Raw genomic sequence first — 22,529 nt, forward strand, 5'->3', positions numbered from 1 at the left:
TTATTTACTATACAAACAAGCCGTCATTGCATGCGACCATGTCCTTGTGAAGGAGATCCTCCACCTCCTGGAACAGCTCTCTCTGATGCATGCCTGCGCCCAGAATCAGCTTCTCCTTGGGAATCACGATGGCGTAGGCTTCCATGCCGTCCTTTGCCTCGGCGGTGGAAATGGCCTCTCCGGTAGCGGCGTCCAGAGTACAGATGAGATCCGGGAAGGTAGCGGCGCGCTGTCCGTCCTGCTCTGCCAGCATGTACTCATTCCAGAAGGTGAAGCTTACGCTGCCCTCCTCGCCGGTTACGTCCAGATGTCCGATATCATAGCCGCCGTCCATCTTCAGATCGTAGTTTGCGATTTTACCCTTAGCCAGAATCTTTGCGTCGTAGTTTTTCTCCAGGAAAGCTACGAACTCCGCGCCGTTCTTGCACTGGCTGAAGGCCTTTCCGATATCCAGAGCCTGGGAAATGGCGCCCACAGCCGCGTTCTTTGCCAGATACTCGGCGGTCACCGGGTTACGCAGCACGCCTACCATACCGCCGTCGGCCACCGCACTCTGGCGGATCACATGGGAGGTGGAGTTCAGGGCTCCCTTTGCCACGGTTTCCACGTAGCGGGCGCCCACGCCGCCACAGGCAGACTGGGTAGTCTGATAATCCGGCAGCAGGTTCAGTCCAATGCTTCCCATGGTTCCGGTGGGATGAGCGCGTCCGTTGCTGGGCGCGTCCACCAGGGGAATGCCGGTAAGAGCGGAGATAACCCAGCCGTTGGCGGTGGAAATGGCTCCGTTTTCGCAGGAGGTAAAGCCTGCGATTTTCTTGCCGTAATTCAGCTCAAAATTCTTCAGGGCAGTCATCCAGTGCTCGGCGGTCAGGTGAACGTCCTTCGCGGAGGGCGCGCCCAGGGTGGAGACATTAACTACCACATCGTCGGGCTTCAGTTCGCTGACGTCCAGCATGGTCAGCTTATCGGTGTGCTTGAAGGTCTCCTCCAGAGCCTCCCGTCCGGCGGTCAGTGTTCCGCCTCCGCCGCCTCCCAGAAGAAGACCGCCCATCAGGGCCTGTTCACACAATTCTTTTGTCAGATAAATCATAGTTGTTCCCTTTCTGTGGATGTCGTTTTATTTGCGGATAGATTCAAAAAATGCGAAAAGACCTTCCGCCAGTACCGGGTCGATGACCGGAAGTCCCACTTCCTGCTCCAGCAGCTTGGCGATGCCGATGGTGGTAAGACCGGTGCAGCCCAGGGCGATGACGTCCGCGCCCATATCCTTGATTTTCCGTGCGCAGGCTACGCAGTTCTTCCGGCCTTCGTCGGTCATTAGATCCAGCGTGCTGTTTACGCCCTCCGGCTTCTCCACGGCTACCAGACGGTCTTTGGGCAGTTTGCGGTAAGCTCTCGGCGCGTAGTCGGTAATACCCAGAAGGCCGATTTTCTCACCGTATTTGCCTGCCAGTGCAACGGTAGTTTCGCCGCCGCCGGTTACGGACATATGCGGAAGAGCCTCGCGGATCTCTGCCACGCCCGGATCATCGGCGCAGCTCACAATAATCATATCCTTATCCTGGAAGGTTTTTGCCAGCTCTACAATTTTCGGAACGGCAATCAGCTCCAGCTCATGGCTGTGGATGCCCTCCCACTGGTCCGGGATACAGCGGCTTTCTACCTGGATGCCCGGAAAATGGTCCATGATAATCTGGCCGTGCATATCTATGAAATGCGGATCGTCAGAGGTCAGCACACGGATCAGGCCGACCTGAAATAGTTTCTTTTCCATACGAATTACCTCATTGTCTTTCTCAGATCTGAAATTCGCCATCCTTGATTACCAGGGTATCGTCCAGATACAGGGTCGGCTTCAGAATGATGCCGTCCATATGGCAGTCTGCCTTGTTGACGCCGCCGAAGGAGGTATTGGTACCGAAGGCTACGTGTACGGTGCCGTATACCTTCTCATCCTCCAGAATGATGCCGTTCAGGATAGCTGCCTCATTGGTGCCGATACCCAGCTCCGCTACGGTGCGGTTCCGGTCGTTGGCCAGCAGGATATCCAGCATCTCGCTCTTTTCGCCGGAGATGGACTGGATCTTTCCGTCCTTGATCACGAACCTCAGGGGAGCGTCCAGCTTTCCGATGCCTACCATGGAGCCGTCCACGATCATTTCGCCGTTAACGCCGTCCTCCAGGGGAGCGATGTAAGCCTCGCCGGAGGGCAGGTTGCCGCACTGACCGGCTTCCCGGTATACGCCCGGGCTGGGCACGCCGTCACGACTATCCAGGTCCAGGGTCAGGGTGCAGCCGTCCTTCTGGATGACAGCCTTCTTTGCTTTCGTGAGGAGTTCAGTTACCTTGCCGGTGAGCTTCAGGACCTCGTCGTAGTCCGCAGTCATGGCGCCTGCGCCGAACATCTCCTCGGTGATGCCGGGCATGGTAGCCACGCGGGTGCCGGTCTTCTGAGCCTCGATCTTTGCGTTGGTGTGGGTCAGGGACTTGGCGGTGGGGCAGATAACTACATCCGCAGCCTTCATGGCCTCCGCTACGGTGCGGGGCGGCTCCTCGCCGGAGAGCTCGCGCTCCTTCATAACCATCAGCAGAGCCTCGCAGCCCAGCTCCTTGGCGCCCTCATAGAGCGCGGTTCCGATGGTGAGACGGCTGTCGTCGGTGATGATCAGGACGTCCTCGGTGGGCTTTACTGCCAGGCAGGATATCATGACATTTTTTGCGATTTCTTTCAGTTCCATTTCTATACTCCTTTGTTTCGATGCAAAATCATTACTTATTAAAAAATCAGATACTTAAAAGTCAGATACGATCCGCTAGATATCGGTGACCTCCGAGATCACCCGGGCCAGGAGGGTACGGGGCAGAACTACGGTCTTGCCGGTCTTTTCGGCGAACATTTCCTTCATCTTCTGGGTGAAGCCGATGCAGTCCAGAACCACCAGATCCACGTCGTCCATTTTGCTGATTTCCTCGGCTGCCTTTTCCAGCTCCGGCCACTCACCGTAGGGGGAAGCAGCCACGCTGGTACACTCTTTCACATAGCCGCTCCATTTCTGGTTATTCTGCTCTAACTGGAGCGGAGACGGCGTGACAGCGGCGATATGGGAGGTGCGGGTCAGAAGGGGCACTACCTTATGCAGAATGTCGCAGGGGAAGACCATGGGGACATGAGAGGTCAGACTTTCCGGAAAGCTTCCGGTACAGAATACCATGATAAGCTTCACGCCTGCAGCCTCCAGATCGTCGATGCCCTTCTGAAGATTGCCCAGGATGTATTTCTCGGCAAAGGTGACGGAAGAGCCGTCGGTGAGACGGGATACCAGCACATAGTCGTCGCCTTCAGGTTTGAACTTCTCGATCTCCTGCCGGGTCAGGCCGTCCAGGCCGCCGCGCTGCAGCAGCTCGATCTTGCCGCCGAAGATATCCATAATATCGCAGGTCACGTCCACACGGGGGGCCTGTCCGATGGTGATTGCTCCAATTTTCATAAGATCATCCTTTCTGAATAAAATGTGATAAATGGTTCTGTAACAGGAGAACCCAGGGAAATTCTCTATTACAGAAAAAAGGCAGCCGCAAAGTATGCGGCCGCCTCCTTGCGTGCAAAATAATTTATTCGTTTCCGAGAGTCTGAAGCTGATCCATTCTGCCGTACAGCTTCACCAGACGCTCATACTCCTTCTCGTCATAGAAGCTTGCCTCGCCGCGGCCGAAGGATTTGGCAACCTCCATCATGTAGCGTGCTGCCTCTTCCACGTCTGCGAAGTGGCTGGAGCCTGTAGCACAGCCCGGAACCATGGTCTCGGTGGTGATAGCCACGCCTACGACCGGCGCCTTGGTAGCGGTGCAGGGCTGCAGGATGCTGTTCAGGTGATATACGTCATTGCCGTAAGGTGTGATATCCTGCATGCTGAGCGGGAATACGTAGGGCAGCTGGCCGGTGGTACGCTGCATGATCTCCAGCAGATCCTCGGATACGCGAAGGATCCAGCCCTCTTTTACGGTGTTGGAGATGGCGAAGCCTCTGGTATTGATGACACGGTTGCCCTTGGTGGTGTCTACAGTCAGGATAGCGTCCAGCTCGGGGCTGACCTCTTCCTTATTGACCTGGGACATTTCCACCGGGGAGCCCATGAAGGGAACCGGCTTGTGGGGAGCAGTCGGAGCGTGGGGGCAGATCTGTGTGGAGACAAATACGTCGCCTTCCAGGTAATCGCCCTTGGTCTGCATATCCAGAAGCTTGGCTGCTACAGCCAGAGCGCAGAGTGCGCCGTCGCCATCGGATACGAATCCGATCATCTCCGGACGCGCGCCGATGCCACCCAAACGTCCCAGAAGACCGATGGTGGGAGCAGAGCCGCCCTTGGACTTACCGTTGGTACCCGGGATGCGGACCTTTACCATATCAGTGCTGCCCTTCGGTCCTTCCAGCGGATAGACTTCCACGTTGGCCTCAGGATTTACGGACTGCAGATATTTTTTAACAGCTGCGCCGTCTACCGTACTGCTGTCAAGTACGTCAAATACTTCCATAACCTGTTTAATAAGCATGGTGTTTCCTCCTAAAGTGATTTATATTCAGATAGATCATACCTCATTTCTTATGGAAAAGCAACTGTTTTGGAAAGAAAGACAAGTTTCACGAAAATTTACAAAAAATTAAGAAAGTTTAAGAAACATTAACACTTTAGCTTGACACAGCTGGAAAGTGGGAGTATGATATATAAATATCACGAGCTATGAACGGGCATAGGAACGGGATGCCTGCGTCATAGCTTTTTTTAGAAAGGAAGCTGATAATATGACAAATGAAAATCCTGAACTGAAAAAACAGCAGTCAATTTCAGCAGCCGAGCATCCGAAGGCGTGGGATCCCCAGGTAATGATTCTGGGAATTCCCCTTGCAGTCGTAGGATGTATCATCGGCCTGGAGCTGATTGTCCGTACAGGAGTAACCCCGAACACCTCCATCATCGGAGCACTGTTTGCCATTCTTCTTTCCAGAATTCCGGTGGCATTTTTAAGAAAATACCGCAGTATCCACAGACAGAATCTGCTGCAGACATCCATTTCCGCAGCTACATTCTCCGCTGCGAACTGTATGATTCTTCCGATTGGTATTCCGGTTATCATGGGATATCCGGAGCTGATGTTCCCCATGCTGATCGGCGTGATGCTGGCTACCTGCGTAGACGCGACCATCCTTTACAACTGCTTCGGATCTGAGATGTTCCCGGCAGAGGGTGCATGGCCGCCCGGAGTCGCTGCCGCAGATTCCATCCTGGCAGTTATTGAGAAAGGTAAGAAGGCAGTCCTTCTTCTGGTCGGTATCGGCCTTGGCTGGGTAGGTAAGATCGCAGGCCTTCCCATGGACCTTCTGGGAGTATCCTGGTTCGGTGATTTCGGAGCCATGGCCGCTCTGGCAGCAGGTTCCCTGGTGATCGGCGTCCTGAAGGTAAACGGCTTCTCCTTCTCTATCTTCGGACACGCGTTTAATTTCGTAACCAATGCATTTGGCGAGGGCTTTGTATATACAGATCACCTTTCGCTGCAGTATATGGCGCACGGCGTTATGATCGGCGCCGGTATCATTTCCCTGGTACAGTGCGGTATCGCCCTGTTCAAGAAGAGCAAGGGTACCAAGGCAGTGGATACCACCAATGTGGTAAGCAACGAGCATATGAAGAAGACCCTGGGCGTGGGCTTCGGCGCATACCTGGTCATCGCTCTGTTCCTGGCAGTCGTAGGCGGCATCATCACCAAGATGAGCGTACCGCAGTTCATCCTCTGGCTGATCTTCGCGGCATTCGCTGCTGAGGCATCCGAGCTGATCGTAGGTATTTCCGCTATGTATTCCGGATGGTTCCCGGGCTTCGCTACTGCCCTGATTTTCCTGATTGTCGGCATGCTTCTTGGCTTCCCGAAGCTGGCGCTTGGCCTGCTGGTAGGCTTTACCGCAGCCACCGGCCCCTGCTTCTCTGATATGGCGTACGACTTAAAGTGCGGCTACATCTTAAGAGGAAGAGGAGCAAATCCGGAGCTTGAGAAAGAGGGACGTAAGCAGCAGTTCCTTGCAGAGCTCATGGGCTTTGCCGTAGCGTTTGTAATGGTTGCCTTCTTCGCAAATAAGTACTTCGGACAGGGACTGTTTGTAGCAGTATCCAATACCTTCGTAGCTACCATTGACGCGGGAGCAAGCGGAGAAATCGCAAAATGGCTTCTTATCTGGGCTATCCCGGGCGCTATCATCCAGCTCCTTGGCGGAAAGCGTCAGCTGGGTATCCTGTTCGCTACCGGACTTCTGGTAGGTAATATCATCAACGGCCTGACCATCGCAGCCGGTCTGATTATCCGTCTGGTTGCTGTCCGTGCCAACAAAGAGAACGAGCAGACCCTCAACATCCTGGGTGCAGGCGCACTGGCAGGAGCTGCTATCTACAGCTTCTTCACCGCTACTCTGGGACTGGTAGGAAAGAAAGACTGATAGGCGTTACATAAGGAAAAAGCCTGAGTTATAGAAAATGGGGAATCCAGTCCGCAGGTCGGATGGGATTCCCTTTTCTGTTACGAAGTATCCGTAAGGAGCTGCCGGTGGCAGGTCCTGTAGGTAAATGGAGGGTTATTTGCGAGGAATTTAAAATATGGATTACTTTATTATCATAGCGCCTAAGCTTGTCAGCTTTTTCCTGCTGATCGCGTTGGGCTTTACCATTTCAAAACTGAGAATTTTCCCCAAAAGCTGTCTGCCGTCCCTGTCTGCCTTTCTGATTAAAGTGGTGCTGCCCTGCCTGACCGTGTCGCTTCTCTGTCAGCGGGGAACCACCTGGGCGGATCTGGCGGGCTTCCACGGTATCGTGCTCTGCCAGATGGCCGGATATGCGCTGCTGGCCGCTGTGGGACTTCTGTGCGTAAGACTGGCCGGAATACGCCCCACCACTTCAAATGTGCATGTGGGCTGTATGATCGGCGGCAATTACGGCTTCGTGGTCATCCCGATTCTGATGGCCCTGTACACGCCGGAAAACGGACAGCAATATATCCCTATCTGTTCCGCCATTGACACCATGATGGTCTGGACCCTGGGGTTATACTTTTTCACAAGAGGGATCGAAAAGGACAGTGAACCATGGTATCAGATTTTGATAAAAAGGCTGTTTAACCCGATTCTGGTGTCCATCGTGCTGATTCTGACCCTGAATTCCCTGTCGGTGACCCTGCCCGGCCCGGTACTGGAGGTCTGCACGAACGTGGGCAATATCAGCTATAGCCTGGGACTTATCTATGTGGGCTGTACCATCTGCTTCCTGAAAAAAGGAAGCCTGCACTGCCTGAAAACCCTGTGGATGCTGGTGTTGACCAAGCTTTTCGCAGTGCCGCTTCTGATTTACATTCTGACCGGGCCGATTCTGCCCGAGACCGAGCGGGTGGTGCTGATGCTGATTGCGGGAGCGCCGTCCATGACCACCAGCTGTATGATAGCGGGTCAGTATGGGCTGGATGAGGACTATGCTTCCACGGCGGTCTTTGTGACGACGATTTGCTGTATGGTGACGATTCCGCTGCTGTTTCTGACCTCAGCGTTGTTTCGGTAAAAGCATACGCACATACTTATAGGAAGAAAGCGCCTTATCCGGGCAGTGCATGTGAAGATGGAAGCGCTTATAGATAGGAGGAAAATCATATGGAACTGACAGAAGTAATCGAAAAACGAAGAAGTATCCGGAAATTCTCGGACAAACCGGTTTCCAGGGAAATTTTGGAAGAACTCATAAAAGCTGCGGCTTTGGCCCCCACAGCCAGCAATCTGCAGGCCTGGCGCTTCTTTGTGGCAGATGATCCGGAGCTGGTGCGGGACATCGACTCCTTCAGTCCCGGACTTTCCGGAAAGCCGCCGGTCATTATCGCCATCGCAAGCGATCTGGCGGAAGCGGAGCGCCGGGGAAGCAAGAACAGTCTTGTCTACGGCCTGATGATGGACGCGGCCATGGCGGCGGAGAATCTGATGCTGAAGGCCACGGATCTGGGGCTGGGCACCTGCGCCATCAAAAGCTATAATGACAAGGCGGTGCATAAGCTTCTGAAGCTGCCGGATACGATGCGGTTGGAAATCCTGATTTCCGTAGGCTGGCCGGCGGCAGAACCACGGGAGCCGAAGCGAAAGGCCATGGAAGACGTATTGTTCTGGAATACATGGGAAGAGCCGGAGGTTTCAGAAGAGGCGGCAGAGAAGCCGGAGGCCGGGAAAGAAGCAGTTCGGACGGACAACGGAAAATCAGCTGCAAGGGCAGCGGCGGCTTTTGCTTCGGAGAATACCCAGGCACAGCAGTTTAATAAGAAAGAACTGCAGGACCTGCTGATCTATATGATTACCAGCGCGGCAGGCCTGCCCGGCGAACCTCATATGTACGGCCCCTTACGTCTGATTGAATCCTCGAGAAGACTGGCAGGAATGCTGGGGGACGCCTATGGCGGAGCAGTCTTTGAGGAACTGGCGGCGCTGATTGACGCGGGCAAGGGCAAAAATATGACGGATCCGGACGGCTTTTGCGAGATGCTTCAGGACGCAGCGGCGAAGGCTACGGAGCTTCTTTGAATGGAATGCGAAAAAGTGCTTGCATTTTTCAAAAATTTGAGGTAGTATTTTGGAAGACACACAAATGTCCGCAGAATAAAGACAGTAACTGTTCGGGTATTGAATAGCTACAAAAAAGACATTTAAAACAGAGGAGAGTATGAAAAATGAGTGAGAAGCTTAAAGTCGGTATCCTTGGCGGTACCGGAATGGTAGGACAGAGATTTATTTCCCTGCTGGAAAATCATCCGTGGTTTGAGGTTGTAACCATTGCGGCCAGCCCGCGAAGCGCAGGCAAGAGATACGAGGATGCGGTGGGAGATCGCTGGAAAATGGATACGCCGATGCCGGAGGCAGTGAAGGACATCGTTGTTATGAATGTCAATGAGGTCGAGAAGGTAGCTGCCGGTGTAGATTTCGTATTCAGCGCCGTAGATATGACCAAGGACGAGATTCGTGCCATCGAGGAAGCTTACGCAAAGACCGAGACCCCGGTAGTCTCCAACAACAGCGCGCACCGCTGGACGCCGGACGTTCCGATGATTATCCCGGAGATCAACTCCGATCACACACAGATTATCGAGAAGCAGAAGGAGCGCCTCGGTACCAAGAGAGGCTTTATCGCTGTAAAGCCGAACTGCTCCATTCAGTCCTATACCCCGGCTCTGAAGGCATGGGAAGAGTTTGAGCCCTATGAGGTAGTCGCTACCACATACCAGGCGATTTCCGGAGCGGGCAAGACCTTTAAGGACTGGCCGGAGATGGTAGGCAATATCATTCCCTACATCGGCGGCGAAGAGGAGAAGAGTGAGAAAGAGCCCCTTCGTGTGCTTGGTACCTGCGAGGATGGTGAGATTAAGCTGGCGAAGGAGCCGGTGATCACCTGCCAGTGCATCCGTGTTCCGGTTTTGAACGGCCATACCGCAGCAGTATTTGTGAAGTTCCGCAAGAAGCCGACGAAGGAGCAGCTTATCGAGAAGCTGGAGAACTTCCGGGGCGCACCGCAGGATCTTGAGCTTCCCAGCGCGCCGAAGCAGTTTATCCAGTATATGACAGAGGATAACCGTCCCCAGGTTACTTTGGATGTGGATTATGAGAAGGGCATGGGCGTATCCATCGGAAGACTCCGCGAGGATACCGTATACGACTGGAAGTTCGTAGGCCTGTCCCACAACACTGTCCGCGGCGCGGCAGGCGGAGCCGTACTCTGCGCAGAGCTTCTGAAGGCAAAGGGCTTTATCGCAGCAAAATAAGTAGTGTGAAAATGAATAAAAAAGGTGTAAAAATGGTCATTTCTGCCGCAGGAATGGCCATTTGCCTGTTATGCGGCGGATGTGCGGGGCAGGACACGCCCGATACAGAGCAGAATATAGGAAATGTGATCACTTCGGAGCAGGAAGGCATGGATGATGAGAGCGCTGCAGCGGATAGCGATAGTCCTGCGGTGGATTACGGTATCTGCCCGTCGGGCACGATTGTAGATAAGACGCTGACTGAGGCGGATATGGACGGATTGTTCACAGCCGAGGCTGTCCCCGACGAGATTTTTGACCGTATCAACGGCGTTTCCTATGTAGAAAATGAGAATATCGGTCGTGATGACCTGCGCTATCTGCGGCTCTTATACTGCGGCTTTGACGGCGAAACCCATGTGGGGGAAATGATCACAAACGCGGCGATAGCGGATGAGGTGCTGGAAATTTTCCGGGAGCTCTACGAAAATGATTACCCCATTGAAAAAATGCTGCTTATTGACGAGTATGGCGGCGACGATGATCTGGCTGTGGCCGACAACAATACATCCTGCTTTAACTATCGGGTGGTGGCAAGCAGCACGAAACTGTCCCGGCACGCCCTCGGCCTGGCGATTGATATCAACCCTTTCTATAATCCTTATGTGACTTATCCGGACGGTGTAAAACACAGTTCTCCGCCCGGAAGTGAGCCTTATGCGGATCGAAGCGTGGATTTTCCCTATAAGATAGGCGGAAAGGATGACCTGTGCCTGCAGCTTTTTGACGCCCACGGCTATACCTGGGGAGGGCGCTGGAAGAGTGTGCAGGATTATCAGCATTTTCAGAAATAAGAGCTTCTCAGGCTTATCCGAAGTCGGATCCAAACAACGGAAAACCATTGACGGGAGGATGAAAATTGTGCTATGCTTCGAATAGCGGATATCCGCTATTCCGGAACAGCTCTTTCCGATTTCCCCTGTTTACAGATGATAACATACGAATGAGAACTTTTCTACTTGACAGAAGAAAAAAAATATAATAAGATAGTACCTGAAAAACGAACAAATATTCGAAAACAAATGTTTGGAATATCGAAATAAAACAGGTACGGAATAAAGGAGAAGCTATGGTAAAGGAAGAAAAGCAGAAGGCATTGGACGCGGCGCTTGCGCAGATTGAGAAGCAGTTTGGTAAAGGATCTGTCATGAAGCTGGGAGACAAGGGAGCGAACATGCAGATTGAGACGATCCCCACAGGATGCTTAAGTCTCGACCTGGCGCTGGGACTGGGCGGTATCCCGAAGGGACGTATCATCGAGGTCTATGGCCCTGAGTCCAGTGGTAAGACCACGGTGGCCCTGCACATGGTGGCAGAGGTACAGAAGCGCGGCGGTATCGCTGGCTTCATCGACGCGGAGCATGCCCTTGACCCGGTATATGCGAAGAATATCGGCGTAGACATTGACAATCTTTACATTTCCCAGCCGGATAACGGCGAGCAGGCTCTGGAGATCGCGGAGACCATGGTTCGTTCCGGCGCGGTGGATATCATCATCGTGGACTCCGTAGCAGCCCTGGTTCCGAAGGCCGAGATTGAAGGCGACATGGGCGATTCCCATGTGGGTCTGCAGGCACGGCTGATGTCCCAGGCTTTAAGAAAGCTGACCGCTGTGATCAGCAAGTCCAACTGTACGGTGATCTTTATCAATCAGCTGCGTGAGAAGGTGGGCGTCATGTTCGGTAATCCGGAAGTGACCACCGGTGGCCGTGCGTTGAAGTTCTATTCTTCCATCCGTCTGGATGTGCGCCGTATTGAGACCCTGAAGCAGGGTGGCGAGATGGTGGGTAACCGTACCCGTATCCGTGTGGTGAAGAATAAGATTGCTCCGCCTTTCAAGGAGGCAGAGTTTGATATCATGTTTGGCGAGGGAATCTCCCGTGAGGGCGACATTCTGGATCTGGCGGCCAACACCGGCGTGGTGAATAAAAGCGGCGCATGGTACGCGTATGAAGGCGATAAGATTGGCCAGGGCCGTGAGAATGCCAAGCAGTTTCTGAAGCAGAACCCGGAGATCTGCCACGAGATAGAGGAGAGAGTCCGGGAGGGCTTCGGCCTGGACAGCGCCGGGAACGATGAGGAGAAGGCAGAAAAGGCACAGAAGGAAAAGACAGAGGCGGCAGGAAAGAAGAATGCGGCAGAGACAGCAGAGAAATAATTACAGAAATTACACAGAAGAGAACCCCGAGGAAGAGTATGAAAAAAAGCCGGAGAAGTCCGGCGATCTGAACCGGGCCAAACGCAGAGCGCTCCATATCCTGGAGCGCTCTGATCGTACCGAGCAGGAATTACGTGATAAGCTTTTGAAGAATTATCTGCCCGAGGTAGTGGATGCGGCAGTGGAGTATGTAAAAAGCTATCACTATATCGACGATCATCGATATGCGGTCAACTATCTGAACAGCAGAGGAAAAGTAAAGAGCAGCCGTCAGGTGGAGCAGGAGCTGTTATATAAAAAAGGAATCTCCAAGTCCGTGCTGGAAGGGGCGCTGGAAGAGGCAGAGCCTCAGGATGAGCGTGCCCAGATCCGCCGCTGGATGGAAAAGAAGCATATGGATCCGGCTGTGGCGGATCAAAATGAAAAACGGCGTTTTTATCAGTTCCTTTTGCGTCGGGGATTCCGAAGCTCAGATATATTGGCGGAGCTTCGGCAGGCTGAAGACGATACCTGACAGGTGATTCACCAAAATTCACTAAAATTCACTAAAATTCACCCAAATCTTTCACCCAAATATTGTCTTGAATAGTTGAAATATGTACAGGGATGCGATATAATGTTGAATCATAATGGATGATCGCGCAAACACGCACAAATCAACACAATCCAACTAAGAATATTCTTGAAAAACGGTGAAAAAGATGAGATTTATACGGAAGAGGAAAAACTGGCTTCTTCTTGCGCTTGCTGTATTTCTGGTCATAAAGCTGCCTCAGCCATATTTGAAGATTTTGGCTGAAAATGAAGGAATCAGTCAGGAAGAAGAAACCAGTCAGAGCGAAGAGAACAGGCAGAATGAGGATGGCGATCCGATCGGCGGAGAAGGAACAGAGGATGGAGAGACGCCGGATTCGGATGCGGCTGTCCCGGGCGGGGATAAGTCCGGTGAGAATGCCTCAGATGCGACTGCATCGGATAAAGCGGAAGCAGATGCAACGGCTGGTGACGCGACAGCTACAGAGGAGGAAAATTCCGATGTGGCTGAGCTGGCAGGGGATAGTTCCGGGGAACAAAATGAAATTGCCGTCGTATCACAGGCGGAAGAGACGACTGCAGAACCACTGGATGTGACACCCTATATTAAGAATGTGCAGGCCTGGTACCGAACGGAAAAATCAGGCGATAACTGGGTGGAAGTAGGCGCTGATACGACAGGTATCCCTGCGGACGCTGAATTAAAATTCACCATTTCTTATAAAAATGCGAACGCAGGAGATGTGGAGGCTCACAGCAGGACACTGCAGTACAGGCTGCCGGATTTGCTCATTGAGCCACATGTGGAATTAAGCGTTATACAGGACGCGAATGGAAAAGAAATCGGAACGATTACGGCTGATACCTCAGCTAAGACGATTCAGATGAGCTTTACGGATGAATTCCTGAAGCGGGAGGAAGCAGAAGTCAAGACGATTGATGGTTCATTTTCATTTTACGCAGACGCTGACCGGGATAAGGTGAGAAAGAATCCGAATCAGAATCTGACCATAGGAAATGTGAACATAAGTCTCCCATTTGAAACAGAAAGCGACGCGAGACTGGGTACTCTGAATCTGACGAAAACCGCAGGTAAGTTTATAACGGACGAAGCCGGCGTATCTTATCTGGAATATACGCTTACCGTGTCTACGGGAGACACGGCCATGCCGGAGATAAAGGTTACGGATCATTTCACGGCAAATGCGGAATATATAGAGAAGTATGTAGGTGTGACTGGTACAGAGAGAGGGGCGGGTACGAACCAGGATTCTTCTGTGGCGCCTTACGAGGTCGGAAGTCAGGCTGGAAAGGGTAAGCTATATCTGGGGAACACCATCACAGAAGCGGCCCCGATTCCGGAACAGGCCGGAGCTTCGGTTACGTCTCCGGGCGTTCTGGTGTGGAATGTGGGAGACATGAACGCACAGGAAAGCCGCAGTCTTGTTTACCGCGTACAATTAAAGCCGGAATATACAGGAGCCCAGAGCAGGGGCGCCATCACGAATGCGGCAGCCTCTTTTGCAAGGAGCTATCCGCATCAGACGGTATCGACAAACTTTGAACCGCACACCAATGTGGGAATTCAGAAGACCGGCGGCGAATATACGCCGAATAAGTCCGGAGGCGGCGGAACCATTACTTATCAGGTGACAGTCAGTGCAGACGAGACCAATACCTATCCGTTAAAGAATGTAAAAATCAATGACGCCTTAAAGGATATTACGGATATCAGATACCTGCCCTATCTGCATTATGCAGTTGGAAGCTTTCAGCTGTATCAGGGAAGTAAGGAGGATGAATCCAAAAGGCAGAATATCGGACAGAATCCACATGCGGATCAGAGCAATCCGATTATCTATGACAGCGATACGGAAAAAAGGTTTGACTTCTATATTGATACCCTGAATCCGGGAGACACCATGACTCTGACTTATCAGGTAGAGGTGCGTGGGGATATCTTTGCTTTGGGGAACGAAACAATTCGCATTAAAAACAGGGCGGCAGCCTATTCCGATGATACTGTAACGGGCGGAAATCAATCCTTTTCTTTCGCAAACGTGGAAAAGACGCTGGATAAAAAGGTTTGGGACAGAAAGCTCCAAAGTGAGAAGACAGCGGAAGAAAAAAATGTGTCGCTCTCTGAAGGGGCTGCAGTTTACCATTATCAGAACGCATCCGGTTCATGGGTAAAAGCGACAGACGCGGCTGCTTCCTTTAAAGTACCGGCGGGAAGCTTTCCCTATCAGGTAGTGGTCAATGAAGCGGCAGACTGGGATGTGGCCTCTGCGGTTCTCACAGATACCCTGAAAAATGAGTATCTGGCTTATACGGGATATCTGCGGGTGGACTATTACGAAGGTGGTTTGAGTGAACAGCCGGTAAACGACGCGCAGGCAGTGGAGCTTTTGAAGAAAACGACCGTGACGAAGACGGTATGGGCGGATATTGACAAGATGTCTACCTTCAGTTTTAGTCCGAAGGAGCTGGGCCTGGCAGATGGGGACGTATGTAAGGGCGCTTTCCTCTTAACTTATTACGCGAAACCGAACCAGGTATCGAACGTCAGTCAGGTGACAACCGGTAATGCCTTTACGGTAAAAGGCGAAGTGGTGGGACCTGGCGGAATTCATGTGACTCTGGCCGGTGTGCAGGTAAGCACATCCACCGTGTTACAGGGAGAGAAAAACCTGAATCTCGTAAAGTCGGGCTGGTATTTCGACCATAACAAAGAAAGCAGCGGCGACTGGGAGCACGGGCGCTTATATTGGGTGATTGACATTACCGGAACGGAGATTAGCGCAGGGACACAGATAAAGGACGTGCCTTCCACCGACGTCGGCTCCCTGCATCAGGTGCGTGGTACATCCATGACAGGCCTGTATATCGGAACAATTCCGGATGGAAAAAGTTTTACGGATTACTATGGTTCGGTCAGAGAGCTGGAAGCAGATAAGGGAATGAGGAAGCTTTCGGGAAATGATAAAAATGGTGAAACCCCTCCGGCGGATGCGGACTATGCATGGAGCGCGCCGGCAGATGGAACATCAGCCACCATAGAAATAAAGAAAACATTGACATTACAAGAGGGTGAGCATCTCTACATGGTTCTGCAGACCAGACCGACCTATAATCTGAACGAGTCAAGAGCCTGGAAAAATTATTATAATGAGCTGTGGTTCAGGGAGAGCAGCACTTCGGAATTTATGAAAGTAAATAGAACAGTACTGCGTGGAACTTCAGCCGGAACCAATTTTAAAGAAATGGCCGGCGTCTATGAATATAGCGGTGGATCAGACTGGAAGGTCATTTCAAATGAAAAAGGAAATATCAGCCAGCTGCTTCAAGATGAAATTACAGAGCCGGGCACCTATGTGGAGTGGCGAATCAAGATCAACTACGCCGGGGATCTGGAAGGTACCGTGCATGTGGAGGATCAGATTCCGGAGGGACTGACACCGGTATACGCCAGATATTTCTGGATTGCGAAAGGACTCTTTGATAACCCGCCTGTGGTTCCGGAAATCGACGAATACAAGGATGATCAAAACTGGGAAAAGCTGGAGACAACCGCGCTGATAGATGGCAATGACAGAGGAGATGTAAAGAGGACCTGTATTTCCTACTTTAACAGTGAGACAGGACAGCTTCGGTTCCGGGTGGAAAACCTTCGGAAGGGCGGCGAATCGGCGGATCAACGTTCTCTGGAAATCCAGGTGCTTACAAGGGTCAGCGATCCGGAGATACTGCTGAATGGAAAAGAAAAGGAGTTTGTCAACGCAATTACAGTAAAGAATAATTCGGATAAGGTGATCAGTAATTCTTCCGCCACGGTAACAGTTACGAAAAAGACCATCAGTAAAAAAATGGGAAGCGTGAATAACAGCAAGCTGCCCTTTACATTGCAGGTAAACAGTCTGGGAGAGGATCTGGTAAAAGGAGAAGATACCCTGACCCTGGTGGACAAAATGAAGGATCCGCTGCAGTTTGATACAGAGTCACTGAAGGTAACGGATAAGGACGGAAACCAGGTATCCAATATTTTATCGCGCATTGAAGATACAGAGGACGGACAGAAGCTGATATTGACCATACCCGACGGACAGGCGCTTACCATTACCTATGACGCGATCCTGAACAGCCCGCCGGATCAGGATATTTCCGTAAACAATGCGGCGTACTGGTGGGGGCAGAGCAGCGATATTGCGCAAATCAAAGATGCCACAGTAAGGTACACGGTGAGCTCAACGGCGGAAACCACTACCTATCCGGTGCTTCAGGTGAAAAAAGTAGATAAGGACAATACAGCTGCCGCACTGAATGGAGCAAAATTCCGGCTGGAGCAGGTGGCCTGGAATACAGAGGAAAAGTGCTGGAAAAAGGTGGAAAATGGAACGGACATAGTAGGAACCACCGGCAGCACAGGCAATCTGGCTGGAATATTCTCTTTTGGAAACACAGACGGAACAAGATTACAGTATAATACCGTATATCGCCTGACGGAAGAAACAGCGCCGGAAGGGTATGTGCTGGATAAAACACTGCAGTATTATGTGATTGCCAAAAAAGTGGAGGGCAATTATCCGCCGGAGCTGGAAAAGTGGCGGGAATGGGGGGCGAAGCTCTCCTATTCCGGAACCACATACTACGTGACAGCCTACAATGAAAAAGGCAGACTGGGACTGGAAAAAACCTTTCAGAATGTGAATGGGGAAACGGTCACCGGCTCCGGGCTGCCGGATGGCAGTTACCGGTTCGGACTGTATCCCTATCAGGAATCGGGAAGCTATGATAGTACAGCAGCCTTGCAGCTTCTGGAGGTTATCTGTCAGAATGGAAATGTGACCTATAAGCTGAATGGCAGCTCCACAGAAAAACCGGAGTTTACGCAGGTGCCGGTGGGAGCGCAGTACCGTGTGCTGGAGCTGGATAGTAATGGCAAGCCCATAACATCCACAGGTACCGTGGTCACGATGACCAATGGCCTGAAATATCGGGTGGAATATAAGAGCGGAGCCGATGCCGTCACTATTTCGGAGGATGGAACCGCGAAGCCGGTGAAGATCACGAACCGGCAGTACGCTGACATGGAGCCCGGAACGGGAATCTTCACGGAATCCAATCTGATTTACGGAAGCCTTCTGGGCGGAATCGTGATAGTTGGAATCCTGTTTTGGATAAGCAGACGGAGACGCAGATAGATGAAGCAGGGACTTGGAAAAGGATATCTGAGATTATTTGTGCGGGCAGCGGTATTTCTTCTGGTTTTATATCTGGTATTTACCAGAGTCCTTTTTCTGGGGCGGGTGACCGGAATGGAGATGTACCCATCCCTGAAGGACGGGGATCTGGCCCTGGGCTATCGATTGGAGCGGGAATACCGGACAGGCGACGTCATAGTCTATGAGGCCGGCGGGGCGCTACATTTCGGGAGAGTAGCGGTAAAAGAGAAAGAAAATACAGGCGAGGAGACGCTGTCTGTACAGCAGGATTACCAGACAGACCCGGAAGACAGCCCGGATGGTGACGAAGTACCTCGAAAACAGGTAAAGGGCAGGATTATGACGATTCTCAGAAGAAGAGGCCTGTGAGAGAAAAAAGCGGCAAATGAGAAACCAGTTAAAAGGAATAAAAAACTTATGAAAAAGAAAGCATGGAAAACAGTATATGGCGTGGTGCTGGCGGGAGTGCTGGTGCTGGGAAATGCAAAGACAGCAAGAGCAGAAGAAGGCGGAGCAACCACGGGCTATTCGTTCAATAAGGTATATCAGCTGGACGGCGACAGCGCGGAAGGGGCCAAAAGCCCGGCAGAGACATTCAGATTTGAAAGTGCGGAAACAACGCCCCAGGAGAATCAGGCGACGCTGTATGCAGTGTCCTGTACAAACTATAATAGCGCCGCCAAGCTGGATCAGATCACAAAGCTGGGAGAGCTTCCGGCGGGACAGGCAGACAGTATTCCAGATGCAGCAAAAGCAGTAACCATTGGTTCTGTCACGTATGCGGAAGGGAACCTGTCAAAGACAACGGACGCGGCGTCAGCACCCGTTACGCAGCCGGTGGCAGTCGCGGTCACGGCGGACAGCTATCAGAGCATGGGCTACTATTACTATGAGTTCCGGGAGAAAGCGGGAAATACAGCCGGCGTAACCTATGCCGCAGATACCTATGCGGTCCGCGTGGCAGTGGTCAATGACGACGCGTCAGCCGGAGCCCTGAAAATCGACAGTGTAAGGCTGTATAAGGTCAATGCAGATGGTTCCTTAGGCGACAAAGCAGAGAACGTAACCAATGAATACGCCGCAGGCAGCTTGAGCATCTCGAAGACAGTCACCGGTAATATGGGAGACAGGAACAGAGAGTTTGATGTAACAGTCTCTTTCACTGCGCCTGCCGGAACAGAGATTCACGCGCCCATCGCCATCAGCACCAGCGCCGGGATAACAGGCAATCCGACAGAAGCTGTTATCGATGCTGCGAAAACTGGCGCAACCGCTTCCGTTAAGGTGAAGGACGGAACAACGGTAGTATTTTCCAATATTCCGAAGGGCGTCACCTACCAGGTGACGGAGACGCAGGCAGACGGCTATCACACACCGAAATACAATGGTACAGAGTCTGCCGGCGGCAAAGGCGGAACCATAACGGATACGGCAGCCGGAACCGGTACAGTGGGAATGGCCCAATCTGTGGAGATTGAAAACAAAAGAGAGACAACCATCGACACCGGCATCTTCCTTTCCAATCTGCCCTACGTCCTTGTACTTGCGGGCATAGCGGCTGCAGCTCTTTTGTTCTTTGCAGGTAAGAAACGCCGTGACAGAGAAAAATAAACAGGGCATGGGAAGCATTCTGCTGAAGCTGCTTAACAGACTGCTGGATGGGGCTGTTTTGCTGACGCTGCTTGTAACAGCGCTTTACTGCGTCTACTGCATCTGGGATAATAACACCATCTATGACGCGCCGCTTAAGCTTCAGCAGGAGCTGAGAAAACAGAGGCCAAAGGAAGAAAGCCCATCCTTTGAAGAGCTTCAGAGACTCAATCCGGATGTGGCGGCCTGGCTGACCCTGGAGGGTACCGGAATCGATGACCCAATTGTGCAGGGCGAGGATAACCTGGAATATCTGAACAAAAATGTGTACGGGGAATATGCCCTGGCAGGAAGCATTTTTCTGGATTCCAGGTGCGACAGGACATTTCAGGGCGCATACCAGCTGGTGTATGGACATCATATGGAAAAGCACAGGATGTTTGGGGATCTGGACCGGTATCTGGAAGAGGACTTTGTGGAAGAGCATACCACAGGAACACTGATGGTTCCGGGAAAAACGTATCCGCTCACGTTTCTGGCAGTTATGAAGGTGGACGCAGCGGACTCCTGCATTTTTGAACCGCAGGATTGCGGACCGGATTCGGATGTGTTTCAGCAGACAGTTTTAACGAAGGGGCAGTATGTCAGAAAGGAGCTTTTGGAGAAGCTTTCGGAAGAACCGGATAGCTGGGCTGTCCTGGCTCTCAGCACCTGTTCGTCGGAAAAGGAAGAAGAACGTATTGTTGTATTGATGGTATATGAGCGCAAATGAGAAGAATATTTTACAGAGTAAGAAGAGTAAAAAGATATAGTTTATTGATAGCTTTGGGGCTGTTCCTGATGTTGGCCTTTCCGGTGTACGCGTCAGGCGGCAGCCGGTTTACCCTGCCGGTAACAATTACCTGGGGACAGGGCGGTCTGAATGAGGACAAAACATATCAGTTGGCCCTGAAGGGACTGGATGAAGGGTGTCCCATGCCGGACGGAAGTCCGGAGGAATATTGTGTAACACTGACCAGGGACAAGACCATCACGCAGCTGCCGGAAATCTGGTTTGAAAAGCCGGGAGACTATCATTATGTACTGACAATGACCCGGGAGGATCAGAAGCAGATCGCTGTGTATTATCTGCATGTCATGGCTGTCAACGGGGAAAATGGAGAATTGACAGTTACATCGACTCTGCGGGAAAAGGATCCACAGGGAGCCAAGACTGACGAGCTTCAGTTCGCGGACGACGGGGGAAAGAAGCCGGAAAAGGAACCGGAGAAAAAAACGGAAGATAAAGCAGGGCAGAAATCCAGCCGGCAGAAGCCTTCTGAAACAGGTACCAGGGTACAGACAGGCGATGAAAATGAGGCGGTATTCTGGATCATTTTGTTTCTTGCGGGTATTACCGGACTGGGAGCTGCTGTTACCCAACTATTACTTGACAGAAAGGTAAAATAAGTATAGAATTTAATAGTTGTATGTTATTCCTAATCGGCAAAACTTATAAAAATAAGCGTGTCAAACAGGTTATATTTGTACAATGAAAATTAAATAAGGAGGTGCTCCTGTGCCGTTTTATGTTCTTATAATCGTTGCGATTGTGTGCATTGTGGTAACGGCTCTTGTGACCCTGACTGTCCGCAAGAATACGGTCGAGAAAAAGGTCGGTAACGCGGAAGAGAAAGCAAGAGAGATCATCGACGACGCACTAAAGGTCGCGGAACGATCCAAGCGCGAAGCTTTGCTGGAGGCGAAGGAAGAATCACTGAAGACAAAGAACGAGCTGGACAAAGAGACAAAGGAACGCAGAGCGGAGCTGCAGCGTTATGAGCGCAGAGTGCTTGCCAAAGAGGAAGCTCTTGACAAGAAATCTGATGCCCTGGAACGCCGTGAGCTGAGTTATGCGGCCAAGGAAGAGAAGCTGGCGAAGCAGACAGCTGAGATCAACAAGCTTCAGGAAAAAAGAGTACAGGAACTGGAAAGAATCTCTGGCCTTACCTCCGAACAAGCAAAAGATTATTTATTAAAGACTGTTGAAGACGAAGTAAAACATGAAACCGCTGTGCTCGTCAAGGAACTGGAGAGCAGAGCAAAAGAAGAAGCTGACAAGAAGGCAAAGGAATATGTAGTAACGGCGATTCAGAAGTGCGCTGCCGACCATGTGGCAGAGACGACGATCTCCGTGGTACAGCTTCCGAACGACGAGATGAAGGGAAGAATCATCGGTCGTGAGGGACGGAATATCCGTACTCTTGAGACATTGACAGGCATCGACCTGATCATCGACGATACCCCCGAGGCAGTCATTCTGTCAGGCTTTGACCCCATTCGCCGCGAAGTGGCAAGGATTGCGCTGGAAAAGCTCATCGTGGACGGACGTATTCATCCGGCACGTATCGAAGAGATGGTAGAAAAGGCGCAGAAGGAAGTGGAGACCATGATCCGCGAGGAAGGCGAGGCAGCCGTTCTCGAGGTTGGCGTCCATGGAATTCATCCGGAGCTGGTGAAGCTCCTGGGACGAATGAAGTTCCGTACCAGCTATGGTCAGAATGCATTGAAGCATTCCATTGAAGTAGCGCATCTGGCAGGCCTTCTGGCAGGCGAGGTCGGCGTAGACGTCCGTATGGCGAAGCGCGCCGGACTGCTTCATGATATTGGTAAATCCATTGACCATGAGGTGGAAGGATCCCATATCCAGATTGGTGCAGATCTGTGCAGAAAGTACAAGGAATCACCGATTGTTATCAACGCGGTAGAATCACATCATGGTGATACGGAGCCGACATCTCTGATTGCATGTCTGGTACAGGCGGCAGATACCATTTCCGCAGCCCGTCCGGGTGCCCGCAGAGAGACGTTGGAGACGTACACAAATCGGTTAAAACAGTTAGAGGATATCGCCAATGGTTTTAAGGGCGTAGACAAGTCTTTTGCAATTCAGGCAGGTAGAGAGATTCGTGTAATGGTAGTTCCGGATCAGGTAGATGACGCCAGCATGGTATTGCTGGCAAGAGATATTTCCAAGCAGATAGAAGCTGAGTTGGAATATCCGGGTCAGATCAAGGTAAATGTTATCCGCGAAAGCAGAGTAACAGATTACGCAAAATAAAAAGACGAAGGATGTCGCAGGGCGGCATCCTTTTTCGATCGGAATCCAAGTGGACTGTGAA

18 protein-coding genes are annotated in these 22,529 nt (G+C 51.7%); 13 read left to right on the forward strand and 5 right to left on the reverse strand.

What is annotated here, in order from left to right; translation table 11 throughout:
• Nucleotides 1-7: 7 nt before the first annotated feature.
• The 5 genes from ACTRC3_RS03600 to ACTRC3_RS03620 form a co-directional block, all read right to left on the reverse strand.
• Nucleotides 8-1,090: an S-methyl thiohydantoin desulfurase domain-containing protein gene (locus tag ACTRC3_RS03600; protein ID WP_178039773.1), complete on the reverse strand. Its 1,083-nt coding sequence runs from the start codon at nucleotides 1,088-1,090 to the stop codon at nucleotides 8-10.
• A 27-nt stretch (nucleotides 1,091-1,117) separates the two neighbouring features.
• On the reverse strand, nucleotides 1,118-1,774 hold the full coding sequence (locus ACTRC3_RS03605; protein WP_440321643.1) for an aspartate/glutamate racemase family protein: 657 nt from the start codon (nucleotides 1,772-1,774) through the stop codon (nucleotides 1,118-1,120).
• A gap of 22 nt (nucleotides 1,775-1,796) precedes the next feature.
• Nucleotides 1,797-2,738 carry an aminopeptidase gene (locus ACTRC3_RS03610; RefSeq protein WP_440321644.1) on the reverse strand — a complete coding sequence of 314 codons (942 nt, stop codon included), beginning with the start codon at nucleotides 2,736-2,738 and terminating at the stop codon, nucleotides 1,797-1,799.
• Nucleotides 2,739-2,813: 75 nt separating this feature from the next.
• Nucleotides 2,814-3,488, reverse strand: a complete 675-nt coding sequence (locus ACTRC3_RS03615) for an AroM family protein (RefSeq protein WP_440321646.1) — start codon at nucleotides 3,486-3,488, stop codon at nucleotides 2,814-2,816.
• Between the two features lie 124 nt (nucleotides 3,489-3,612).
• Nucleotides 3,613-4,551, reverse strand: coding sequence for a DUF1177 domain-containing protein (locus ACTRC3_RS03620; RefSeq protein WP_178039769.1), 939 nt, complete (start codon nucleotides 4,549-4,551; stop codon nucleotides 3,613-3,615).
• Between the two features lie 250 nt (nucleotides 4,552-4,801).
• Between ACTRC3_RS03620 and ACTRC3_RS03625 the strand changes: the two genes are divergently transcribed.
• The 13 genes from ACTRC3_RS03625 (at nucleotide 4,802) to rny (ending at nucleotide 22,468) form a co-directional block, all read left to right on the forward strand.
• Entirely contained in the window at nucleotides 4,802-6,484 is a 1,683-nt protein-coding gene (locus ACTRC3_RS03625) for an OPT/YSL family transporter (RefSeq protein ID WP_440321648.1), read from the forward strand.
• A 157-nt stretch (nucleotides 6,485-6,641) separates the two neighbouring features.
• On the forward strand, nucleotides 6,642-7,592 hold the full coding sequence (locus tag ACTRC3_RS03630; RefSeq protein WP_440321649.1) for an AEC family transporter: 951 nt from the start codon (nucleotides 6,642-6,644) through the stop codon (nucleotides 7,590-7,592).
• 89 nt (nucleotides 7,593-7,681) lie between these two features.
• Nucleotides 7,682-8,593, forward strand: coding sequence for a DUF6092 family protein (locus tag ACTRC3_RS03635; RefSeq protein ID WP_440321651.1), 912 nt, complete (start codon nucleotides 7,682-7,684; stop codon nucleotides 8,591-8,593).
• 146 nt (nucleotides 8,594-8,739) lie between these two features.
• A complete protein-coding gene (asd, locus tag ACTRC3_RS03640; RefSeq protein ID WP_440321653.1) occupies nucleotides 8,740-9,825 on the forward strand; it encodes an aspartate-semialdehyde dehydrogenase in 1,086 nt (361 codons plus the stop codon).
• Nucleotides 9,826-9,836: 11 nt separating this feature from the next.
• Nucleotides 9,837-10,658, forward strand: a complete 822-nt coding sequence (locus ACTRC3_RS03645) for a M15 family metallopeptidase (protein ID WP_440321654.1) — start codon at nucleotides 9,837-9,839, stop codon at nucleotides 10,656-10,658.
• Between the two features lie 275 nt (nucleotides 10,659-10,933).
• Nucleotides 10,934-12,022, forward strand: coding sequence for a recombinase RecA (recA, locus tag ACTRC3_RS03650; RefSeq protein WP_440321656.1), 1,089 nt, complete (start codon nucleotides 10,934-10,936; stop codon nucleotides 12,020-12,022).
• Nucleotides 11,997-12,536 carry a RecX family transcriptional regulator gene (locus tag ACTRC3_RS03655; protein WP_178039763.1) on the forward strand — a complete coding sequence of 180 codons (540 nt, stop codon included), beginning with the start codon at nucleotides 11,997-11,999 and terminating at the stop codon, nucleotides 12,534-12,536. The genes recA and ACTRC3_RS03655 overlap by 26 nt, the downstream gene beginning before the upstream one ends.
• A 187-nt stretch (nucleotides 12,537-12,723) precedes the next feature.
• Nucleotides 12,724-17,757 carry a SpaA isopeptide-forming pilin-related protein gene (locus tag ACTRC3_RS03660; RefSeq protein ID WP_440321659.1) on the forward strand — a complete coding sequence of 1,678 codons (5,034 nt, stop codon included), beginning with the start codon at nucleotides 12,724-12,726 and terminating at the stop codon, nucleotides 17,755-17,757.
• Nucleotides 17,758-18,147, forward strand: a complete 390-nt coding sequence (locus ACTRC3_RS03665; RefSeq protein ID WP_440321660.1) for a S24/S26 family peptidase — start codon at nucleotides 17,758-17,760, stop codon at nucleotides 18,145-18,147. It begins immediately after the preceding gene.
• A gap of 48 nt (nucleotides 18,148-18,195) precedes the next feature.
• Nucleotides 18,196-19,389, forward strand: a complete 1,194-nt coding sequence (locus ACTRC3_RS03670) for a DUF7601 domain-containing protein (protein ID WP_440321662.1) — start codon at nucleotides 18,196-18,198, stop codon at nucleotides 19,387-19,389.
• A complete protein-coding gene (gene srtB, locus ACTRC3_RS03675; protein ID WP_440321663.1) occupies nucleotides 19,373-20,140 on the forward strand; it encodes a class B sortase in 768 nt (255 codons plus the stop codon). Before ACTRC3_RS03670 ends, srtB begins: the two co-directional genes overlap by 17 nt.
• 44 nt (nucleotides 20,141-20,184) lie before the next feature.
• Nucleotides 20,185-20,817 carry a hypothetical protein gene (locus ACTRC3_RS03680; protein WP_440321665.1) on the forward strand — a complete coding sequence of 211 codons (633 nt, stop codon included), beginning with the start codon at nucleotides 20,185-20,187 and terminating at the stop codon, nucleotides 20,815-20,817.
• 142 nt (nucleotides 20,818-20,959) lie between these two features.
• On the forward strand, nucleotides 20,960-22,468 hold the full coding sequence (rny, locus tag ACTRC3_RS03685) for a ribonuclease Y (RefSeq protein ID WP_440321705.1): 1,509 nt from the start codon (nucleotides 20,960-20,962) through the stop codon (nucleotides 22,466-22,468).
• The last annotated feature ends 61 nt before the right edge of the window (nucleotides 22,469-22,529 follow it).

The organism is Laedolimicola sp., assembly GCF_051972735.1.
In the GTDB taxonomy this organism is placed as follows: Bacteria; Bacillota; Clostridia; order Lachnospirales; family Lachnospiraceae; genus Laedolimicola; species Laedolimicola intestinihominis.

Bases quoted from the DNA above. Each gene is read 5' to 3' on its own strand.
- ACTRC3_RS03635 (WP_440321651.1), top strand. From the start codon at position 7,682: ATGGAACTGACAGAAGTAATCGAAAAACGAAGAAGTATCCGGAAATTC.
- ACTRC3_RS03610 (WP_440321644.1), bottom strand. From the start codon at position 2,738: ATGGAACTGAAAGAAATCGCAAAAAATGTCATGATATCCTGCCTGGCA.
- ACTRC3_RS03670 (WP_440321662.1), top strand. From the start codon at position 18,196: ATGAAAAAGAAAGCATGGAAAACAGTATATGGCGTGGTGCTGGCGGGA.
- ACTRC3_RS03645 (WP_440321654.1), top strand. From the start codon at position 9,837: ATGAATAAAAAAGGTGTAAAAATGGTCATTTCTGCCGCAGGAATGGCC.
- asd (WP_440321653.1), top strand. From the start codon at position 8,740: ATGAGTGAGAAGCTTAAAGTCGGTATCCTTGGCGGTACCGGAATGGTA.
- ACTRC3_RS03605 (WP_440321643.1), bottom strand. From the start codon at position 1,774: ATGGAAAAGAAACTATTTCAGGTCGGCCTGATCCGTGTGCTGACCTCT.
- recA (WP_440321656.1), top strand. From the start codon at position 10,934: ATGGTAAAGGAAGAAAAGCAGAAGGCATTGGACGCGGCGCTTGCGCAG.
- ACTRC3_RS03620 (WP_178039769.1), bottom strand. From the start codon at position 4,551: ATGCTTATTAAACAGGTTATGGAAGTATTTGACGTACTTGACAGCAGT.
- ACTRC3_RS03600 (WP_178039773.1), bottom strand. From the start codon at position 1,090: ATGATTTATCTGACAAAAGAATTGTGTGAACAGGCCCTGATGGGCGGT.
- ACTRC3_RS03655 (WP_178039763.1), top strand. From the start codon at position 11,997: ATGCGGCAGAGACAGCAGAGAAATAATTACAGAAATTACACAGAAGAG.
- ACTRC3_RS03625 (WP_440321648.1), top strand. From the start codon at position 4,802: ATGACAAATGAAAATCCTGAACTGAAAAAACAGCAGTCAATTTCAGCA.
- ACTRC3_RS03615 (WP_440321646.1), bottom strand. From the start codon at position 3,488: ATGAAAATTGGAGCAATCACCATCGGACAGGCCCCCCGTGTGGACGTG.
- ACTRC3_RS03665 (WP_440321660.1), top strand. From the start codon at position 17,758: ATGAAGCAGGGACTTGGAAAAGGATATCTGAGATTATTTGTGCGGGCA.
- ACTRC3_RS03630 (WP_440321649.1), top strand. From the start codon at position 6,642: ATGGATTACTTTATTATCATAGCGCCTAAGCTTGTCAGCTTTTTCCTG.
- ACTRC3_RS03660 (WP_440321659.1), top strand. From the start codon at position 12,724: ATGAGATTTATACGGAAGAGGAAAAACTGGCTTCTTCTTGCGCTTGCT.